Raw genomic sequence first — 21,351 nt, forward strand, 5'->3', positions numbered from 1 at the left:
ATAAGACCATGTCTTGAGGGGGATTGCTAGCGTGTTAAATTGTTCAATAGTTTGTTTTTATTTTGTTAACAATTACTTTAGCTGCCAATTTAATATTTCGCCAGCCCAATATGGCACCATGGGCCCAACGGCTGTCATGACCGTTTCGGGTACGCGCCACGGTTTCCGTACCAAAGTCACGCAAGATGTTGCACGTGCATACCCGTAAAAATCTGCACCGAAACCACTCGCAAAGTCTGCCAATTTTTCAAGCGCATTCATTTGTTCAAAAAACTCTGCATACAAAGGTAACGCCGCCGGCGCTGAGTAACAACCCGCACATCCGCATGCCGTTTCTTTTTTTGATTGCGCATGAGGTGCCGAATCGGTACCTAAGAAAAATTTCGGGTTTCCAGATACTGCGGCTCGCCGCAGTTCAAGTTGGTGATCACGGCGCTTTAAAATCGGTAAGCAATAATTATGCGGTCGCACTCCGCCTACTAATAAATCATTGCGGTTCATCAATAAGTGTTGCGGCGTTATCGTTGCTGCCACATTCTCACCTTGTTCTTCAACAAATTTTACGGCGTCGGCCGTCGTGATGTGCTCCAGTACTAACTTCAGTTTCGGGTGACGCTGCAGCAACGGACGTAAGTGTCGATCGATAAACACCTTTTCACGGTCAAAAATATCTATATCTGCTGTCGTAACCTCGCCATGTACAAGCAATGGCACTTGGAGTTTCGCCATTTCTGCGAACACATCGTCTAAACCATCGACATTCGTAACACCAGCATCTGAGTTGGTGGTTGCACCGGAGGGATACAGTTTAAATCCGATTATATTAGGATCGGCAGCGGCCGCTCGCACCGTCTCTAACGCAGTGTTTTGAGTAAGATATAGCGCCATCAGCGGCTCAAATTGATTTCCATGCGGACGATTTTCAAGAATACGCTGACGATACTGCTGCGCCAATTCGACGGTTGTGACTGGCGGTACCAAATTCGGCATGATCACCGCGCGAGAAAACACTTCTGCGGTCGCAGGCACCGTTGTCGCTAACAGTTCGCCGTCGCGAAGATGTAAATGCCAATCGTCGGGAGTGGGAATTGTTAGCTCAGAAACCTGCATGTGTACCTCTATAATGTGAAATGTTCGATACGATGATTAATTACGCAATATTATACCTCTTTTGCAGCAATACAGCGATTACGTCCGTCAGATTTTGCTTGGTAAAGAGCATTATCCGCGCGCGCAAACCAACGGTCGACATCTTTATCGGTCGGGAGAAGCTGCGCGACGCCAATACTAATGGTGACTGGGATGGTTTTACCTTGCCATTCAAACTCAGTTTCTTCAATACGTTGCCGCACGCGTTCAGCAGCCTGTAGTGCCTGATTAATATCTGCATGCGGTAATAAAATGGCAAATTCCTCACCGCCTTGGCGTCCTAACAAATCGCCATCACGCAAAACTTCTCTAGTAATATCCGCGAATTGTTTCAGCACTTTGTCGCCGGCTGCATGACCATAGGTATCATTTACCTTTTTAAAATGATCTAAATCGATAATGGCGACACTGACTGGCAGCTCGTAGCGTTGCTGTTCGTTAAATCGCTGCTCAGCGGCCTCGATAAACACTCGGCGATTCGCCACTTGAGTTAACTCATCGATAGTTGCCATGCGCCGAAGTTCTTCAGTGGCGTTGATTCGTTGCTCATCAATGCGGCGAAAATGCATCAAAGTGCCAAGCGTATTCAAAATAGGTTCGAGAGTGGCTAGGAGTTCTTGGTTGTAGCCTTGCGCAGAGTTCGCCAAAAGTAATAAACCAACAACTTGACGCTTGAAATAAAGCGGTAATATATAAGCATTTTCTAATGATGGCAGGTCGAGAGGCTGAAACAACGCTTCTTCATTCTGAACCGGATAAGGACAGAGTTGTGCTTTCCCTTCCGTTAATACTTGCCAAACAACACGACCCGTTACCTCAACTTCAAGCCCTTGGTGAATTAACTTTTGATATGCTTGGTTCTTTACTTCGTCGTCGCTACGCCGAACACCATGCAACCAAAGTAATTCCCGTGACACTGATTTGCCTGGAAGTTCACCGATAATGCCTACTTTACTTTGGGTTAGAGCCATTAGTTGCGGTAAAGCGATATCACACACTTCACTGAATTCTTTGACGAATAAAAATTCATGCTGAACTGCTGAGACGAGGTTTAGGACAGTTTCTTGTTGCTTACGGCGCAATTCATTCTTAACTTCATCGGTAATATCATGATGAATACCTACCATACGCACCGCCAAGCCATTTTCATCGAACTCTATGACTTTGCCGATGCTGTGTAACCATATAAAATGACCATCAGCATGTTGTAATCGGAAGCGCGCCTCGAATCGTTCAGCTTGGCCTTTTAGGTGGCGTTGTAACGCATCTCGGGTCGCTTGGTAATCTTCGGGATGAATTAACGTCGCCCAGCGATTGTTTTGAGCATAACTTTCATCGCGACCTAGTATTTCAGCCCAAGTATGATTAACCGATACGGTTTGCTTGATCAGATTCCAATCCCAAGTCGCCAAGTTTCCAGCTGCCAGTGCAAGGGCAAAACTTTGGTTCGCTTGTTGTAGGCTTATTTCGAGCTCTTTGCGTTTCGTGCTGTCATGTAAGTAACCACGTACCCGAACTAGGTGGCCATGACTGTCGCGATCCGCTCGCGCATAATGATGAACCCAACGGACATCGCCTTGAGGTGTAATAACACGGTATTCTAATTCGAGTGATTCTTGCTCACCATCAAGAACTGCTTGCATACGGGCAAGCAACTCCTCGCAATCAGACTTATGAACAATCGTTTCGTAGTTAACTTCAGGATCTAACAAATAGTCGCTCGGATAGCCCAGTACGCGCTCAACATTCGATGCCGTATAAATTAAATGTGGAAATGGCTCGACTTGCCACACCACCGCAGCTACCGGCCCTTCAGCTAGTACTCGTCGTTCTTGTTCAAAATTACTAATCGCATAACGACCAACAAGCTCGTTTTTTACCCATTCTGCAAGAATTTCGAGCCATTCACGTTGCTGAGTTGAAAAATTCCGAGGGCGAGAGTCCGTAATACATAATGTGCCGACAAAAATATCTGGTGCGATTTCTAGCGGTACACCGGCATAAAAGCGTAAACCATTTTCGGCAACAACATAGGGATTATCGAAAAAGCGCTCATCCTTTGTTGCGTCCTCTACCACCATAGTCGACGCTTTTTCTACCGCATGACTACAAAACGAAACTTCCCGAGGGGTTTCATTTTCTTGAAATCCAATCTTGGATTTAAACCACTGCCGCTCGCTATCAACAAGCGTAATCAACGCAGCATCCACATCAAACAGTTGTTTGGCAAATTGGGTGATTTTATCAAAAACTGGTTCGGGCTCGGTATCTAGGATGTCGAGTTCATGCAGCAAGTGCAGCCGTTCTACTTCGTTTCGCGGTAGCGGTGCTGGTTTCATTGACTCTCCACTTTGAACTTGATCAATTTCTATTCAAATAGTAGCAGACTTTTCCCAAAGCAATTGATGCAATTAACTATTTTACGGCTTAAAGACCTAATCGTTCCTTCCAATGCTTACGGCAACATGAGATATAGCGATCATTGCCACCAATTGCGATTTGGTCACCCGCCTTCACCGCATTGCCCTCAGCATCAATCCGCAAATTCATAGTCGCTTTACGACCACAGAAACAAATGGTTTTCATCTCTGCCAATTTATCAGCCACAGCTAGTAATACAGCACTACCTGGAAAAGCTTTGCCAAATGCGTCACTGCGGATACCGTAACACATTACCGGAATATCAACACGGTCAACCACCTCGGTAAGCTGCCAAACCTGCGTTTCGGTTAGAAACTGCGCCTCATCAATCAATACACAGTCAATGTGTTTTCGTTGATGCCGCGCTTCAATTAGTGCGGCTAAATCCGTCGTGTTTGAAAAGGCCAACGCTTCACGATCAATCCCCAACCGCGAAGCAATACGCCCGTGCCCCGCCCGATCATCAATCGACGGGGTCAGCAGTAACACGTGTTGGTCACGTTCTTCATAGTTATGGGCAACTTGAAGCAACGAAGTGCTTTTTCCGGCATTCATTGCCGAGTAAGTAAAATAAAGTGAAGCCATAGAATCGTTAATCGTTATTGGTTATTGGTTATTGGTTATTCGACGTGTTTTTCTAATATCTAATATCCAATAGCTAATATCCACTCTTTTTCTTTCCCACGAATAACGAACAACCAATAACGATTAACGCCTTTGTTTTGATATACTTTGTGAAATTCAAATAGGAGAAGCCCATGACCGCACCTTATTCTCACGCCTTCTTAAAAGCTATGCCAAAAGCCGACCTGCATTTGCACTTGGACGGTAGTTTACGTCCGGATGGCTTAATTGAAATGGCAAAGCGCAGTGGTATTGAGCTACCGTCATACACGGTTGATGGCTTGTACGACCTTGTGTTTAAAGAGTCGTATCAGAATTTAGGTGAATATTTGAACGGCTTCCAATACACCTGTGCGGTTTTACGCGACATGGAAAACCTTGAGCAAGCCGCGTATGAATTAGCCCAAGATAATATTGCTGAGGGTGTTATCTACATTGAAGTTCGCTTTGCGCCGCAATTAATGATGGACCCAGCTAGGGGCATCGATTTTGATACCGTGATGCACACAACGAACAAAGGCTTAAAGCGCGCCAAAATTGAATACAATGCACAGCCTGAGGTTCAGAATGGAACTAAACCGCCGTTTGATTACGGCATCATCAACTGCGCTATGCGTATGTTCGGCAAAAAAGGATTCTCGCCTTACTACACCCAGCTATTCCAAATGTTGCGCGACCATGAGCCAAAGCAAGTGATTAAAACCGCGGCCATGGAAATGATCCGCGCCAGCGTGCGTCTGCGCGATGAAGAAGGCTTACCAATTGTTGGCTTAGATATCGCCGGTCAGGAAATGGGCTACCCGGCGCACGATTTCAAAGAAGTCTACGAGTATGCACATCAAAATTTCTTGCTGAAAACTGTCCATGCTGGCGAAGCCTACGGCGCTGAGAGTATTTTTGAAGCACTCACACAGTGTTATGCCGACCGTTTAGGGCATGGTTATTCACTGTTCTCGCCAGAGATGATTCAAGACCCGACAATTACCGATAAAGAGGATTATGCGCGTCGGTTAGCGTCGTTTATTGCCGACCGTCGCATCGCTATTGAGGTGTGTATTACCAGTAACCTACAAACAAACCCAGATATTGGCGATGTCAGCAACCATAACTTTAAACACATGTATGCGAACCGGTTAGCAACCGTCATTTGTACCGATAACCGACTAGTCTCGCGTACTAGCGTGACGCAAGAATATGAACTCGCGTTAAGTGCTGTCGATGTGCCGTTAAAACGTTTAAAAGATATAGTTGCTTATGGCTTTAAGAAAAACTTTTTTGCGGGTGACTACATTGCGAAACGTGCCTACGCGAAGCAGGCACTAGAATACTTTGATAAGGTTGCTGCAGAGCACAGGGTTAGCTAAAGACTTTGAGTTGAGAGGCGCTGAATTGCGCCTCTTTTTATTTCTATCTATATGATTTAGAACGGAATATCGTCGTCAAAGTCTTGATCAGGAACGAACGGTTCTTGCTGCTGCGGTTGCTGCGCAGGCTGTTGGTTAAAGCTTTGTGCTGGCGCTTGACGCTGACCACCTTGCTGACCGCCACCGAAGCCACCCTGGCCTTGTCCACCTTGTGAGCCGCTTTGACCACCGCTTTGCTGACCACCGAAGCCGCCCGATTGCTGACCGCCACCGTAACCACCTTGTCCGCCACCTGGGCGACCATCAAGCATTTGCAGGTCGTTGATAACAATTTCAGTGGTGTAGCGCTCAACGCCATCTTGTCCTTGCCATTTACGTGTTTGCAGACGGCCTTCAACATAAACTTTTGAGCCTTTTTTCAGGTACTCGCCGGCAATTTCCGCTAAGCGACGATACGCTACACAACGATGCCACTCGGTTTGCTCGCGCGGCTCGCCAGTTTGCTTGTCTTTCCACGTCTCACTGGTTGCAACTGAAAGGTTTGCGATGGCTGTATTATTTTGCGTGTAGCGCACTTCTGGATCGGCGCCTAAATTACCAATTAAAATTACCTTATTAATGCCGCGACTGGCCATGCCATCTGCTCCTTCACTATCTCTTATTTTCGATACTTACGTTCGGTACGGCGCTATATGCGCCTCTATTTCAGAATCATTGTAATCAGTTTTATGAACTTTTAAATACACCGTTTGTTCGTCGGCCACAATGCGAACTTCTTCTACCCCATTCAACTGACTCAATTGTTCGGCTAAGCCATCGGCTTGAGACGCATTCAATTTACCCAAGGTGAAACTCACACTTTGTTGTTGTGGCGGTGGCTGCATGCCGAAGCTGATTGTAAACCAGCATACTAGCAGTACCGTGCAGAAAATCCCAACACCTAACAAACCAAAATATTGATAAATGGAGCCACCAGCGGCACCACCTACAAACGCACCTAAAAACTGGCATGTGGCGTAGATACCGCTTGCACTTCCCTTTCGCCCTGCTGGCGCAAAGCGCGTGAGTGAGCTTGGCAGCGTCGCCTCAAGGAAGTTAAAACCAGTAAAAAATAGCACAACGGCGATAGCTAAATAAGTCCAATGCGCTGGGATAAATACGATAACTGCCACGGCCAAGATGACTAAGCCAATGGCAACGCGGAAATAACGTGGTTGCTGACGTTGGCGCTCGGCTTTTATCAACATCGGAATCATAAAGGCAAAAGATGCAATCAATGTTGGTAAATACAACCACGCATGTTCATCTGCGGCCAATCCACCGCGCATAAGCTGTAACGGCACCACCACAAAAAACGCCGTTAAGACGCAATGCAGTACCAGTACGCCAAAATTCAAACGCGCTAATTGGGGGTCTTTAAATAGCTGGCCGAGTTCATTTTTTAATGGAATCAAATCACCGCGCGCTGACTTCTGCGCAACTTTTGGAACGGCCGCAAGAAATACCACAATACCAAACACAGCACTTACGGCAGTGAAATAAAATAACCCAGACAAGCCAATTTGCGCGCCAAGCAATGGGCCTAAAACTAGCGCCAAGGCGAACGACAAACCAATAAACATGCCGATTGCGGCCATTACTTTCGGACGTTGTGAATCGCGCGTAATATCCGCCGCCAAAGCCAATATTGCAGCAGCAATTGCGCCCATTCCCTGCAATGCGCGACCGATAACTACGCCGACAAGTGTATCTGCCCATGCAGCCACTAAGCTCCCAGCGGCAAAGACTAACAGACCAGCAATAATCACAGGCCGACGACCAATTCGATCAGAGAGCATACCCAACGGAATCTGTAATAGCGCCTGTGTTAAACCATAGGCACCAATGGCTAAGCCGATTAACAACGGTGTGTAATCTGGATACTGCTGACCATATATGGCAATAACGGGCATGATCAAAAATAGCCCGAGCATACGTAATCCAAATACAGTAGCTAAAGCACCAGAGGCGCGCCGCTCAGTCGGAGTGAGTCGATTGTCTTGGTTTTGCTGTCGCATGAACATCTCATTGCTGCAGGAAAAAATCGCTGGCCATTGTACCAGAAGGTATCGGTTGTGCGATAATACTCGTTTCATTCAATTGCTTGTCATTGGCAACGGAGAGTTGTAATTCTCATGGATAAAATAGAAATCCGCGGTGCCCGCACCCACAACCTGAAAAACATTAACGTGACCATTCCGCGCGACAAACTGGTGGTCATCACAGGGCTGTCTGGCTCGGGAAAATCTTCGTTAGCTTTTGATACGCTATATGCCGAGGGGCAGCGTCGTTACGTTGAATCCCTATCGGCTTATGCGCGGCAGTTTTTATCGCTGATGGAAAAGCCAGATGTGGATAGCATCGAAGGTCTATCCCCAGCTATCTCGATTGAACAAAAATCAACGTCACACAACCCGCGCTCAACGGTCGGTACCATTACCGAAATATATGACTATTTGCGCTTAATGTTTGCTCGGGTCGGCGAACCACGTTGCCCAACGCACAATGTTACGTTAGCGGCACAAACCATTTCACAAATGGTGGACCAAGTACTTGCCTTACCAGAAGGCGAAAAACTGATGATTGTCGCACCAATTATTCAGGAGCGTAAAGGTGAGCACACTAAGGTTCTCGAAAATCTCGCGGCGCAAGGCTTCATACGTGCCCGCATTGACGGTGAATTATGTGATTTAAGCGATCCTCCAAAACTGGAGTTACATAAAAAACACACCATCGAAGTGGTGGTTGATCGCATTAAAGTTCGCGAAGGCCTTGAGTTACGACTCGCTGAATCGTTTGAAACCGCGCTTGAGTTGAGTGGCGGGACGGCCCTTGTGGTGCCTATGGAAGACGATTCGAAAATTGAAGATATTGTGTTTTCCGCAAACTTTGCCTGCCCTCATTGTGGTTACAGCATGCAAGAACTTGAGCCGCGCTTATTCTCGTTTAATAACCCGGCTGGTGCGTGTGGCTCATGTGATGGTTTGGGTATTGAACAGTTCTTTGACCCTGCCAAAGTCGTCACCAATCCAGAGCTTAGTCTTACTGGCGGCGCGATTCGTGGCTGGGACAAACGTAATTTCTACTACTACCAAATGTTGCAGTCGCTGTCGCGTCACTACAAGTTTGACCTGAATAAGCCGTTTGCGAGCCTCGACGAAAAACACCAACAAGTGGTGTTATTTGGCAGTGGCAAAGAAGAAATAGAATTTACCTATATGAACGATCGCGGCGACCGTGTGGCGCGTACGCATGCGTTTGAGGGGATTATTCCTAACATGCAACGCCGCTATCGGGAAACCGACTCGATGGCGGTTCGCGAAGATTTATCGAAGTATCTTGCATCACAGCCATGTAAGAGTTGTGGCGGCACCCGTTTACGTCAGGAAGCGCGTCATGTGTTTGTGAATGACACAACGTTACCTCAGGTTGTTGAGCGCTCGATTGGCGATGCTCTGAAATTCTTCCAAGAACTCGAGCTTGAAGGCCAGCGCGCAAAAATTGCCGAAAAAATTCTGAAAGAAATTAATGACCGTCTCGGCTTTCTCGTCAACGTTGGCTTAAACTATTTGAGCTTATCGCGTAGCGCAGAGACCCTCTCAGGTGGTGAAGCGCAACGTATTCGATTAGCATCGCAAATAGGTGCCGGCCTGGTTGGCGTGATGTACGTGCTTGATGAACCGTCGATTGGCTTACATCAGCGCGATAACGAACGTCTATTGAGCACGCTCACGCGCTTACGTGACCTCGGTAATACCGTAATTGTGGTTGAGCACGATGAAGATGCAATACGAGCCGCCGATCATGTCATTGATATCGGTCCAGGAGCGGGCGTTCACGGTGGCCAAGTGATTGCGCAAGGCCATTACGAAGAAATCATGGCCAACGAAGACTCATTAACCGGTGATTATTTGTCGGGCCGAAAAGAGATTGCGGTACCGAAAAAGCGCCATCAACCTGGCAAACATTGGGTTAAATTGAATGGCGCTTCTGGCAATAACTTGAAAAACGTCAACGCCGAGATACCTGTAGGCTTGATGACTTGTGTAACCGGCGTTTCCGGCTCCGGCAAGTCAACGTTGATTAACGACACCCTATTCCGTATTGCCCACCGAGAGCTCAACAAAGCGACAGCCAATGAGCCAGCGCCTTATGAGAGCATCGACGGCATGCAATTTTTAGATAAAGTCGTTGATATTGACCAAAGTCCGATCGGCCGTACACCGCGTTCGAACCCAGCAACCTATACAGGCATCTTTACGCCAATTCGTGAGCTTTATGCTGGTACAGAAGAAGCACGATCTCGTGGTTATAAGGTTGGGCGTTTCAGCTTTAACGTGCGAGGTGGTCGTTGCGAGGCTTGCCAAGGCGATGGTGTCATTAAGGTAGAGATGCACTTCTTACCGGACGTGTACGTGCCCTGTGACGTTTGTAAAGGCAAGCGCTACAACCGCGAGACCTTAGAGATTAAATACAAAGGCAAGAGCATTCACGAGGTCTTAGATATGACCGTTGAGGACGCGCGTGAATTCTTTGCACCAATTCCCGCAATTGCGCGCAAGCTGCAAACGCTTATCGATGTTGGCTTGTCGTATATTCGTCTAGGTCAAAGTGCAACCACATTGTCAGGCGGTGAAGCCCAGCGCGTCAAATTAGCGCGCGAATTATCCAAACGTGATACCGGCAAAACCTTGTACATTTTGGATGAGCCGACCACAGGTCTGCACTTCCATGATATTCAGCAGTTACTGACGGTCTTGCATCGACTGCGGGACCATGGCAACACCATCGTGATTATTGAGCATAACCTCGATGTCATTAAAACCGCAGATTGGATCATCGACTTGGGCCCTGAAGGCGGCTCTGGCGGAGGTGAAATTTTGACGGCAGGTGCGCCAGAAGATATCGTGACATGTAAAGCGTCACACACCGCTCGCTTCCTTAAACCAATGTTAGGGTAATCATGACGACAGATGTCATCAGTGGTGGTCAATCCATCCATGCACCAGACAACTTAAAGCCTTTGTTGGAGAGCATTCTTCAACAGGCTTTAACGGTGAATGATGGAAAAGTTGCTGATTACATTCCTGCGCTGGCTGAAGTGAAATCTGATTATTGCGCGCTTACCGTCGCAACATTAGATGGCAAAGTCACCTCTGTTGGTGATTCCGACAAGGTTTTTTCGATTCAATCCATTTCAAAAATCTTTGGCCTAATGCTTGCCATGGAACGGCTTGGCGATCCGCTATGGGAACGGGTTCAAATGGAGCCGTCGGGCCAACCCTTTAATTCTATTGTTCAGCTGGAGTGGGAAAAAGGAATACCCCGTAACCCGATGATCAATGCCGGTGCGCTATTAGTCAGTGACGTTTTAGTTAGTCATTATTCTGCCAGTAAATCGGCTTTGCTAAGTATGGTGCGCGGTTTGTGCGGTAGTGACGATGTTTGCGTTGATTCGCGCGTGCACGACTCTGAGCGTGCGCATGGGGCTCGCAACGCCGCGTTAGCTTACTTGATGAAAAGCTTTGGTAATATTGAAGCGGATGTTGAAGAGGTATTAGACCACTACTTTTGGCAATGTGCATTGACCATGTCAACGGAACAATTGGCCCGTAGCTTCGCGTTTCTCGCCAACCGTGGTAAATGCCCACGTAGCGGTGCACAAATCACCTCACATCGCGACGCACAGCGCATTAATGCATTATTAAGTACCAGCGGCATGTATGATCAATCGGGGCAGTTTGCATTCACGGTTGGGTTACCAGCCAAAAGTGGTGTTGGTGGCGGCATCGTTGCCATCGTTCCTGACTATGGTGTTATCACGGCTTGGAGCCCGCCACTTAATAGTTATGGCAACTCCGCGAGAGGCATGTTTATGATTCGCGAGCTAGCTAACCACTTAGGCTTGAGTGTTTATTAATCGACGCCCCTAATGGCTGGCCGGTAGTTTAAACTTCTTAAAGATAGCACTAAGCCTGCCGTTTTCTTTTAGACGGTCGATTAAATGCTCAACTTGAGACGCATCAACGTTTTTATTTTTATTGACCACAGTGGCCATGTTAAAAACGCCATATGGCTTTTTGGAAATTAATAACTGCTCCTTCACTGAACGAGGAACCATCGCCGCCAGATATTCGTCCGAGAGCATGATCAAATCTAATCGTTTATTCAAAAGCATCTGCAAATTAACTTCGTGAGAATGCGCTAAATAGATGCCGTAATCCTCTTCAAGAATTCGATGGTCTTTTTCATTCGCAGCAAATGGATAGTGATAACCTACAATGCCACCAAATCTGAGACCTTTCATTTCGAAAAAACGCTGATCTCGGTTCAAGTGTTTTAACGCCACGAAACGCTCTCGACCGACAAGCAACGGTTCGGTTACATGCAAATCGATGTCTTCATCACGCCAGCCCCAGTCAATATCCTCGAATAACATCAAATCACAACAACCATCAGCACTTAAAGCAACATAACGCGCATTCGGAGCGATAGGTTCAAGAGAAAAATGGTAGTCTTGTTGAATATGATTCAAAGCCTTGATGACTTCACCAACCAAGTGCGATTGCATTTGTTCAGAGTAATATGGTGGGTACTCGTACGCCGCAACTCGAACTTGAATTGGTTCTGCGGTCGCATGAAAAAACAAACCAGATAGTATTGTTATTATAGTTATTATAGTTATTAAGTACTTCAAGACTTCGCTTACTCCGTTAACTCTTGTGTATCCTTCACACATCAGCCTTCAAAGTCAAGGGAAACTGCAAGAACGATATTAGCTATTAGATATTGGATATTAGTTGAGCGGTCTTGGTCTTTCGTGTTTTCGCTAATATCTAATATCTAATAGCTAATATCGTTGTTGCCTTCAAAAACAAAAAAGGGAGCCGAAGCTCCCTTTTCATCAATATCCGTTAACGGATACCAAGGCTATTAAGCGATGATCTTAGATACAACGCCTGCGCCTACGGTACGACCACCTTCACGAATCGCGAAACGAAGACCTTCGTCCATCGCGATTGGGTGAATCAGTTCAACTACGAACTTCAGGTTGTCGCCTGGCATAACCATCTCTACGCCTTCTGGCAACTGTACTGCACCAGTTACGTCCGTGGTACGGAAGTAGAACTGTGGACGGTAGCCTTTGAAGAATGGGGTGTGACGACCACCTTCTTCTTTGGTCAATACGTACACTTCAGCTTCGAACTGAGTGTGTGGCGTGATTGAACCTGGCTTCGCCAATACTTGACCACGTTGGATCTCGTCACGCTTCGTACCACGCAACAACGCACCAATGTTCTCACCTGCACGACCTTCGTCAAGCAACTTACGGAACATTTCAACACCAGTTACAGTCGTCTTCGTTGTATCTTGGATACCTACGATTTCAACTTCGTCACCAGTGCGAACGATACCGCGCTCAACACGACCAGTTACTACAGTACCACGGCCTGAGATTGAGAATACGTCTTCGATTGGCATGATGAACGGCTTGTCGATATCACGCTCTGGCTCTGGAATGTATGAATCCAAAGCTTCTGCCAATTCGATGATTTTCTTTTCCCACTTTTCTTCGCCTTCCAATGCTTTCAATGCTGAACCTTGGATTACTGGCAAATCGTCGCCTGGGAAATCGTACTCAGAAAGAAGTTCACGAACTTCCATCTCAACCAATTCCAACAACTCTTCGTCGTCGACCATGTCACACTTGTTCATGAACACGATGATGTATGGAACACCAACCTGACGTGACAACAAGATGTGCTCACGAGTTTGTGGCATTGGGCCGTCAGTCGCAGCAACTACCAAGATAGCGCCGTCCATCTGCGCCGCACCGGTGATCATGTTTTTAACATAGTCAGCGTGTCCTGGGCAGTCTACGTGTGCGTAGTGACGTGCTGGAGTATCGTACTCAACGTGTGAAGTTGCGATGGTGATACCACGCGCTTTTTCTTCTGGTGCGTTATCGATTTGATCGAATGCACGTGCTGAACCACCGTAGGTTTTCGCCAATACTGTGGTGATCGCAGCGGTCAGAGTAGTTTTACCGTGGTCAACGTGGCCGATTGTACCGACGTTAACGTGCGGTTTGGAACGTTCAAATTTTTCTTTTGCCATGACTTTTCCTTAACTTAAGTTAAAAGTCCGGTCCTTGGTAGAACCGGACCAGACTCTACTTAATCTTTATCTTTAACCTGACGAGCAGCAATAACCTGCTCAGCAATGTTGTTTGGTGCTTCAGCGTACTTCAAGAATTCCATTGCATACGATGCACGGCCCTGAGTCTGCGAGCGCAGGTCAGTAGCGTAACCGAACATTTCTGATAATGGAACTTGTGCGCGAACTTCTTTCAGACCACCAGGACCATCTTCCATGCCCTCGATGATACCGCGACGACGGTTCAAGTCACCAACGACGTCACCCATGAAATCTTCAGGGGTAACAACTTCAACTTTCATCATTGGTTCAAGCAATGCTGGTTTAGCTTGTTGAGCACCTTTCTTGAATGCCATGCTACCAGCGATTTTGAACGCCATTTCTGATGAGTCGACATCGTGGTATGAACCATCGTACAAGGTCGCTTTAACGCCAAGTACTGGGTAACCAGCAATTACACCATTCTGCATTTGCTCTTGGATACCTTTGTCTACCGCAGGAATGTATTCCTTCGGTACAACACCACCAACGATTTCGTTAACGAACTCGTAGTTTGGTGCATCATCGTCGTTCGCATCAAAGTCCATTGGCTCGATACGTAACCAAACGTGACCGAACTGACCGCGACCACCTGATTGACGTACGAATTTACCTTCAACTTCCACTTTCTGACGGATAGTTTCACGGTAAGCAACCTGTGGTTTACCAACGTTACATTCAACCTTGAACTCACGCTTCATACGGTCAACGATGATGTCTAGGTGAAGCTCACCCATACCAGAGATGATTGTCTGGCCAGACTCTTCGTCCGTTTTAACGCGGAACGATGGATCTTCTGCAGCCAATTTACCTAAAGCGATACCCATTTTTTCTTGGTCAGCTTTAGTTTTTGGTTCTACAGCAACAGAGATTACAGGCTCTGGGAATTCCATACGCTCAAGCGTGATGACGTTGTTCGGGTCACACAAGGTGTCACCAGTCGTTACGTCTTTCAAGCCGATAGCTGCAGCAATGTCGCCCGCCAAGATCTCTTTGATTTCTTTACGGTCGTTTGCGTGCATCTGTACCATACGGCCGATACGCTCGCGCTTGCTCTTCACTGGGTTATAAACGGTATCACCCTGCTTTAGGACGCCCGAGTATACGCGCAAGAAGGTCAAAGTACCTACGAATGGGTCGGTTGCGATTTTGAATGCCAATGCTGAGAACGGCTCGTCGTCAGATGACTTACGCACGCCCTCAGATTCGTCTTCCAAAATACCACGAATCGCTTTAACTTCAGTTGGTGAAGGTAAGTATTCGATAACCGCGTCAAGCATTGCCTGAACGCCTTTGTTTTTAAACGCAGAACCACACAAGCAAAGGATGATTTCGTTGTTCAACGTACGTTGACGTAAACCAGCTTTGATTTCAGCTTCAGTCAAGTCGCCTTCTTCAAGGTACTTGTTCATCAGCTCTTCGTTGGCTTCAGCAGCAGCTTCAACCAAGTCGTTGTGCATTTCTTCAGCTTTGTCTTTCAGTTCCGCTGGAATTTCTTCATAGTTGAAAGTCATCCCCTGGTCTTCTTCATTCCAGTTGATCGCTTTCATCTTGATCAAATCAACAACGCCTTTGAAGTTATCTTCAGCACCGATGTTCAAATGAATTGGAACTGGAGTCGCAGCCAAACGCGTTTTGATTTGACCTACAACGCGCAAGAAGTCAGCACCAGCACGGTCCATCTTGTTGACGAATACCATACGTGGAACTTCGTACTTGTCTGCTTGACGCCATACGGTTTCAGTTTGCGGCTGTACGCCAGAAGAACCACACAAAACAACGACCGCGCCATCAAGTACACGCAGTGAACGTTCTACTTCGATAGTGAAGTCAACGTGTCCTGGCGTATCGATAACGTTGATACGGTGTTCTGGGAACTGCTGATCCATACCTTTCCAGAAAGCAGTTACAGCAGCAGAGGTAATTGTAATACCACGCTCTTGTTCTTGCTCCATCCAGTCGGTAGTCGCTGCACCGTCATGTACCTCACCCAATTTGTGAGACAAGCCGGTGTAGAACAACACACGTTCTGTAGTGGTTGTTTTACCTGCGTCTACGTGAGCACAGATACCGATGTTACGGTAACGCTCAATCGATGTTTGTCGAGCCATAAATTCCTCTTTGGGTTAACTGTGAATTTACCAGCGATAGTGTGCGAACGCTTTGTTCGCTTCGGCCATACGGTGGACGTCTTCACGCTTCTTCACAGCAGAGCCTTTATTTTCTGATGCATCTAGCATTTCACCTGCTAGACGCTGAGCCATGGATTTTTCACCCCGAGTACGCGCAGCATCAACTAACCAGCGCATAGCCAGTGCATTGCGGCGAACAGGACGTACTTCTACTGGTACTTGGTAGGTAGAACCACCAACACGACGAGATTTAACCTCGACAGTAGGACGAACGTTGTCCAACGCAGTTTCGAAAATTTCAAGGTGGTCTTTGCCTGACTTGTCAGCCAGGATGTCTAACGCACCGTAGATGATCTTTTCAGCGACAGATTTTTTGCCGTCAACCATGACGACATTGATAAACTTAGCCAACAACTCTGATCCGAACTTAGGGTCCGGAAGGATTTTACGTTGACCTATGACGCGTCTTCTTGGCATCTCAATATTCTCCGATTAATTCAGGGTATTCCCCAAAACTTATAAATTACAGTTTGGCCTTACTAACGGAGAACCGTTAAGACTTAGGCCGTTTCGCGCCGTACTTAGAACGTGCTTGGCGACGATCATTCACGCCTGCACAGTCGAGAGCACCACGAACTGTGTGATAACGAACACCTGGCAAGTCTTTTACACGACCGCCGCGAATCAATACGACTGAGTGTTCTTGCAAGTTGTGACCTTCACCACCAATGTACGAAGAAACTTCGTAGCCGTTAGTCAAACGTACACGGCATACTTTACGCAGTGCAGAGTTTGGCTTCTTCGGGGTAGTAGTGTAAACACGGGTACATACGCCGCGTTTTTGTGGGCAAGCCTCAAGTGCCGGAACGTTGCTTTTAACAACCGGCTTTTGACGACCTTTGCGCACCAGCTGATTAACTGTTGCCATTCATTACTCCTGATTATGTTGATGTCGCTCAACAGAATGAAAAATCCAAGTTTCCCCCTATTTTTAAGCTTGCTGTCGACAAGCCACGAGCTAATCGCCCAAATATGGGGAGGCCGAATTTTAATGGTCAATAATTGGACTGTCAAGGAAAAGCGACGGAAATAAAAAGGCCGCTCGCTAACGCGAACGGCCTCTAACGCTATATTTTGCTCGTCAAAGCAACTGCTTACTCGGTATTGTCACCGTTATCAGCAGCTTCGTTACCGAAGTTCAAAGCATCAGCGAGTTGCTGTTCTGCTTCTTCTGCGGTTAAACGAGGTGCTTCGGTACCTGCCAACGCTTCAGCACGCTTGCGCGCACGTTCGCGGTGGTAAGCGAAACCAGTACCAGCTGGAATCAAGCGACCCACAATAACGTTCTCTTTCAAGCCACGTAATGGATCTTGCTTGCCTTGTACGGCTGCTTCGGTCAATACGCGCGTCGTTTCTTGGAACGATGCAGCAGAGATGAACGACTCAGTCGACAATGACGCCTTAGTGATACCTAACAGCTGACGCTCATAAGAAGCTGGAATCTTACCTTCTGCTTCCGCTTTCGCGTTCGCAGCAAGTACTTCAGACAGCTCCATCATTTCGCCTTCAAGCAGTTCCGTTTCACCTGGGTTCAAGATGATTGCCTTACGCAACATCTGACGCACGATGGTCTCGATGTGCTTATCGTTAATCTTAACACCTTGCAAACGGTAAACTTCTTGCACTTCGTTCACGATGTAGTTTGCAAGCGCGCTAACGCCACGCAAACGTAAGATATCGTGTGGTGCTTCTGGACCGTCGGCGATTACTTCACCTTTGGTCACTTGCTCACCTTCGAAGATGTTCAACTGACGATATTTTGGAATCATCTCTTCATACTGCTCGCCACCATCCGTAGGGGTGATGATCAAGCGACGTTTCCCTTTGGTTTCTTTACCAAAGCTAACGGTACCAGAGACTTCTGCCAAAATTGCAGGCTCTTTCGGACGACGTGCTTCGAACAAGTCGGCAACGCGCGGTAGACCACCGGTAATATCGCGTGTTTTTGAACCTTCTTGTGGAATACGTGCAACCGTGTCACCCACTTTCACTTCAGCGTTATCTTCAAGGTTGATAATCGCGTTACCTGGCAAGAAGTACTGCGCTGGCATATCGGTGCCGGCGATGTTGACATCTTTACCTTTCGCATCAACTAGCTTCACCATTGGACGCATGTCTTTACCGGCGCTAGTACGTTGACCCGTTTCAAGCACAACAATGCTTGATAGGCCAGTCAGCTCGTCGGTTTGACGGGTCATGGTGACGCCATCGATCAAGTCGACGAATTTCAGACGACCTGCCACCTCGGTGATGATTGGGTGCGTATGTGGATCCCAGTTCGCAACGATTTCGCCCGCATCAACGGTGTCGCCTTCGTTTTTCTTCAGAATCGCACCGTAAGGCACTTTATAGCGCTCACGCTCACGACCAAATTCATCAATCAACGTCAATTCAGTTGAACGTGAGGTGATAACCAAGTGGCTGTCACTGTTTTCAACGAATTTCGCGTTGTGAAGTTTCAAGGTACCCTTGTTCTTCACTTGGATGTTGTTGGCTGCAGAGTCACGCGATGCCGCACCACCAATGTGGAACGTACGCATGGTTAACTGTGTACCAGGCTCACCGATTGACTGTGCCGCGATAACACCGACTGCTTCACCTTGGTTCACCAAGTGACCACGAGCCAAGTCACGACCGTAACAGTTCGCACACACACCGAAGTCGGTGTCACAGGTAATGACAGAGCGTACTTTTACTTGGTCAACAGAGTTCTGCTCTAACACGTCACACATTTTTTCATCAAGCAATGTGTTACGTGGAATCAGTACTTCGTCGCCACCAGGCATAAGAACGTCATCACAAACAACGCGACCCAATACGCGCTCGCGCAATGGTTCTACAACGTCACCACCTTCAATCAACGGCTTCACGTACAAGCCATCTTCGGTGCCACAATCGTCTTCAACGATAACAACGTCTTGTGCAACGTCAACCAAACGACGCGTCAGGTAACCTGAGTTCGCGGTCTTCAATGCGGTATCGGCCAAACCTTTACGCGCACCGTGGGTTGAGATGAAGTACTGGAGTACGTTCAAACCTTCACGGAAGTTAGCAACGATTGGGGTTTCGATGATTGAGCCATCTGGTTTCGCCATCAAACCACGCATACCAGCCAACTGACGAATCTGTGCAGGGCTACCACGAGCGCCTGAGTCAGCCATCATGTAAACCGAGTTGAAAGAATCTTGCTGCTCTTCTTCACCTTTGGCGTTGATCACAGTTTCTTTCGACAGGTTTTCCATCATTGCTTTCGAGACTTTCTCGTTCGCAGTTGACCAAATGTCGATAACTTTGTTGTATTTCTCGCCGGCTGTTACCAAACCTTGCTCGAACTGTTCCTGAATTTCAGCAACTTCTTCTTCCGCCGCTTCGATAATATCTTTCTTAGCGTCTGGAATAACCATATCGTCGATACCAACAGATGCACCCGCGATCATCGCGTAGTGGAAACCGGTATACATGATTTGGTCAGCAAAAATAACGGTTGGCTTCAAGCCTAAGTCACGATAAGAACGGTTTAACAAACGACCGATCTGCTTCTTACCCATTGACTGGTTGATCATGTCAAACGGCATGCCAGTAGGAAGAATCAGTGACAAGATGGCACGACCTACAGTGGTGTCGTACAGTTTTGTCGTGGTGGTTGTAACACCTTCTTCGTCGGTTAACGTTTCAGTGATACGTACTTTAACGCGTGCGTGCAGCTCAGCATCCTTGTTACGGTATGCTTTCTCGGCTTCTTTAGCGTTTTTAAACGCCATGCCTTCGCCTTTCGCGTTAATTTTTTCGCGCGTCATGTAGTACAGACCCAATACAACGTCCTGTGAAGGAACGATAATTGGATCGCCACTTGCTGGTGACAAAATGTTGTTGGTTGACATCATCAACGCGCGCGCTTCTAACTGCGCTTCTAACGTTAATGGTAAGTGAACCGCCATTTGGTCACCATCGAAGTCGGCGTTATAAGCCGCACACACCAATGGGTGCAACTGAATCGCTTTACCTTCGATCAATACTGGTTCAAACGCCTGGATACCCAAACGGTGCAACGTTGGTGCACGGTTCAACATAACCGGGTGTTCTTTGATTACTTCGTCAAGTACGTCCCAAACTTCTGGAATCTCGCGCTCAACCATCTTCTTAGCAGCTTTGATGGTAGTAGCTAAGCCACGACCTTCTAACTTACCGTAGATGAATGGTTTGAATAGCTCGAGTGCCATTTTCTTTGGCAAACCACACTGGTGTAAACGCAACTTAGGACCAACAGTGATTACTGAACGGCCTGAGTAGTCAACACGCTTACCCAACAAGTTTTGACGGAAACGACCCTGCTTACCTTTGATCATGTCAGCCAAAGATTTCAGAGGACGTTTGTTGGTACCAGTGATAGCACGACCGCGACGACCGTTGTCTAACAAGGCGTCAACAGCTTCTTGCAACATACGCTTTTCGTTACGTACGATGATGTCAGGAGCTGCCAAGTCTAATAGACGCTTCAAACGGTTGTTACGGTTAATAACGCGACGATAAAGATCGTTCAAATCTGAAGTCGCGAAACGGCCGCCATCCAATGGAACCAACGGACGTAAATCAGGTGGCAATACTGGAAGTACCTTCAAGATCATCCACTCTGGCTTGTTGCCTGAGTTATGGAATGATTCAAGAAGCTTCAAGCGCTTGCTGATTTTCTTACGCTTCGTTTCTGAATTGGTTTCTGGAAGTTCTTCACGCAATTGCTTGATATCACCTTCGATATCAATGTGTTGCAATAATGACAACACCGCTTCAGCACCCATCTTGGCTTCAAATTCGTCGCCGTGTGCTTCTAATGCGTCTAAGTACTCTTCTTCAGTCAGAATTTGACCGCGCTCGAGATCGGTCATACCTGCTTCAGTAACAACGTATGATTCGAAATACAATACTCGCTCGATATCACGCAAGGTCATATCTAGCATCAAACCGATACGGCTTGGTAATGATTTCAAGAACCAGATGTGTGCAACTGGGCTCGCTAATTCGATGTGACCCATGCGCTCACGACGCACTTTAGTGAGGGTAACTTCGACGCCACACTTCTCACAAATTACACCACGGTGCTTCAAGCGCTTGTATTTACCACACAAGCACTCGTAGTCTTTTACCGGGCCGAAAATGCGCGCACAGAACAACCCGTCACGCTCAGGCTTGAACGTACGGTAGTTGATCGTTTCTGGCTTTTTCACTTCACCGAAAGACCAGCTACGGATCATGTCCGGAGAAGCAAGTCCGATGCGAATCGCATCGAACTCTTCAGTCTGGTTTTGCGGTTTTAAAAACTTTAATAAGTCTTTCACGATTTATCTCCTGGCAAATAGCGTCCGGTGGTG

General features: G+C 47.2%; 14 protein-coding genes. 3 read left to right on the top strand and 11 right to left on the bottom strand.

What is annotated here, in order from left to right; translation table 11 throughout:
* Positions 1 to 72: 72 nt before the first annotated feature.
* The 3 genes from pyrC to CWI76_RS06790 all read right to left on the bottom strand — a co-directional run bounded on the left by pyrC (position 73) and on the right by CWI76_RS06790 (position 4,155).
* Positions 73 to 1,110, bottom strand: coding sequence for a dihydroorotase (gene pyrC / locus CWI76_RS06780; protein WP_126759591.1), 1,038 nt, complete (start codon positions 1,108 to 1,110; stop codon positions 73 to 75).
* A gap of 50 nt (positions 1,111 to 1,160) precedes the next feature.
* Positions 1,161 to 3,488, bottom strand: a complete 2,328-nt coding sequence (locus tag CWI76_RS06785; protein ID WP_126759592.1) for a sensor domain-containing diguanylate cyclase — start codon at positions 3,486 to 3,488, stop codon at positions 1,161 to 1,163.
* A gap of 88 nt (positions 3,489 to 3,576) precedes the next feature.
* Positions 3,577 to 4,155 (bottom strand): thymidine kinase, encoded by a 579-nt coding sequence (locus CWI76_RS06790; RefSeq protein WP_126759593.1) that lies wholly within the window; start codon positions 4,153 to 4,155, stop codon positions 3,577 to 3,579.
* Between the two features lie 173 nt (positions 4,156 to 4,328).
* On the opposite strand from CWI76_RS06790, the gene CWI76_RS06795 reads away from it, so the two are divergent.
* On the top strand, positions 4,329 to 5,558 hold the full coding sequence (locus CWI76_RS06795; RefSeq protein WP_126759594.1) for an adenosine deaminase family protein: 1,230 nt from the start codon (positions 4,329 to 4,331) through the stop codon (positions 5,556 to 5,558).
* Positions 5,559 to 5,614: 56 nt separating this feature from the next.
* On the opposite strand, the gene ssb is transcribed toward CWI76_RS06795, so the two are convergent.
* Positions 5,615 to 6,193 (bottom strand): single-stranded DNA-binding protein, encoded by a 579-nt coding sequence (gene ssb, locus CWI76_RS06800; protein WP_126759595.1) that lies wholly within the window; start codon positions 6,191 to 6,193, stop codon positions 5,615 to 5,617.
* Between the two features lie 36 nt (positions 6,194 to 6,229).
* On the bottom strand, positions 6,230 to 7,615 hold the full coding sequence (locus CWI76_RS06805) for an MFS transporter (RefSeq protein ID WP_126759596.1): 1,386 nt from the start codon (positions 7,613 to 7,615) through the stop codon (positions 6,230 to 6,232).
* Between the two features lie 117 nt (positions 7,616 to 7,732).
* Between CWI76_RS06805 and uvrA the strand changes: the two genes are divergently transcribed.
* On the top strand, positions 7,733 to 10,558 hold the full coding sequence (gene uvrA, locus CWI76_RS06810) for an excinuclease ABC subunit UvrA (protein WP_126759597.1): 2,826 nt from the start codon (positions 7,733 to 7,735) through the stop codon (positions 10,556 to 10,558).
* A gap of 2 nt (positions 10,559 to 10,560) precedes the next feature.
* Complete coding sequence (gene glsB / locus CWI76_RS06815; RefSeq protein WP_126759598.1) at positions 10,561 to 11,517, top strand: glutaminase B; 957 nt, start codon at positions 10,561 to 10,563, stop codon at positions 11,515 to 11,517.
* A gap of 9 nt (positions 11,518 to 11,526) precedes the next feature.
* Here the strand turns inward: glsB and CWI76_RS06820 are convergent, their stop codons facing one another.
* From CWI76_RS06820 to rpoC, 6 genes are all read right to left on the bottom strand, one after another.
* Positions 11,527 to 12,294: a substrate-binding periplasmic protein gene (locus CWI76_RS06820; RefSeq protein WP_157980815.1), complete on the bottom strand. Its 768-nt coding sequence runs from the start codon at positions 12,292 to 12,294 to the stop codon at positions 11,527 to 11,529.
* 236 nt (positions 12,295 to 12,530) lie between these two features.
* Positions 12,531 to 13,715, bottom strand: coding sequence for an elongation factor Tu (tuf, locus tag CWI76_RS06825; RefSeq protein ID WP_126759600.1), 1,185 nt, complete (start codon positions 13,713 to 13,715; stop codon positions 12,531 to 12,533).
* A gap of 59 nt (positions 13,716 to 13,774) precedes the next feature.
* The gene (gene fusA, locus CWI76_RS06830) at positions 13,775 to 15,904 is read right to left on the bottom strand and encodes an elongation factor G (RefSeq protein ID WP_126759601.1); all 2,130 of its coding nucleotides are present in this window, start codon (positions 15,902 to 15,904) and stop codon (positions 13,775 to 13,777) included.
* A 27-nt stretch (positions 15,905 to 15,931) separates the two neighbouring features.
* A complete protein-coding gene (gene rpsG / locus CWI76_RS06835) occupies positions 15,932 to 16,402 on the bottom strand; it encodes a 30S ribosomal protein S7 (RefSeq protein ID WP_126759602.1) in 471 nt (156 codons plus the stop codon).
* 76 nt (positions 16,403 to 16,478) lie between these two features.
* Positions 16,479 to 16,853, bottom strand: a complete 375-nt coding sequence (rpsL, locus tag CWI76_RS06840) for a 30S ribosomal protein S12 (protein WP_034777283.1) — start codon at positions 16,851 to 16,853, stop codon at positions 16,479 to 16,481.
* 226 nt (positions 16,854 to 17,079) lie between these two features.
* Positions 17,080 to 21,318 carry a DNA-directed RNA polymerase subunit beta' gene (gene rpoC, locus CWI76_RS06845; protein WP_126759603.1) on the bottom strand — a complete coding sequence of 1,413 codons (4,239 nt, stop codon included), beginning with the start codon at positions 21,316 to 21,318 and terminating at the stop codon, positions 17,080 to 17,082.
* Positions 21,319 to 21,351: the final 33 nt, after the last annotated feature.

It is taken from the genome of Pseudidiomarina marina, from assembly GCF_003987045.1.
Lineage (GTDB): Bacteria > Pseudomonadota > Gammaproteobacteria > Enterobacterales > Alteromonadaceae > Pseudidiomarina > Pseudidiomarina marina.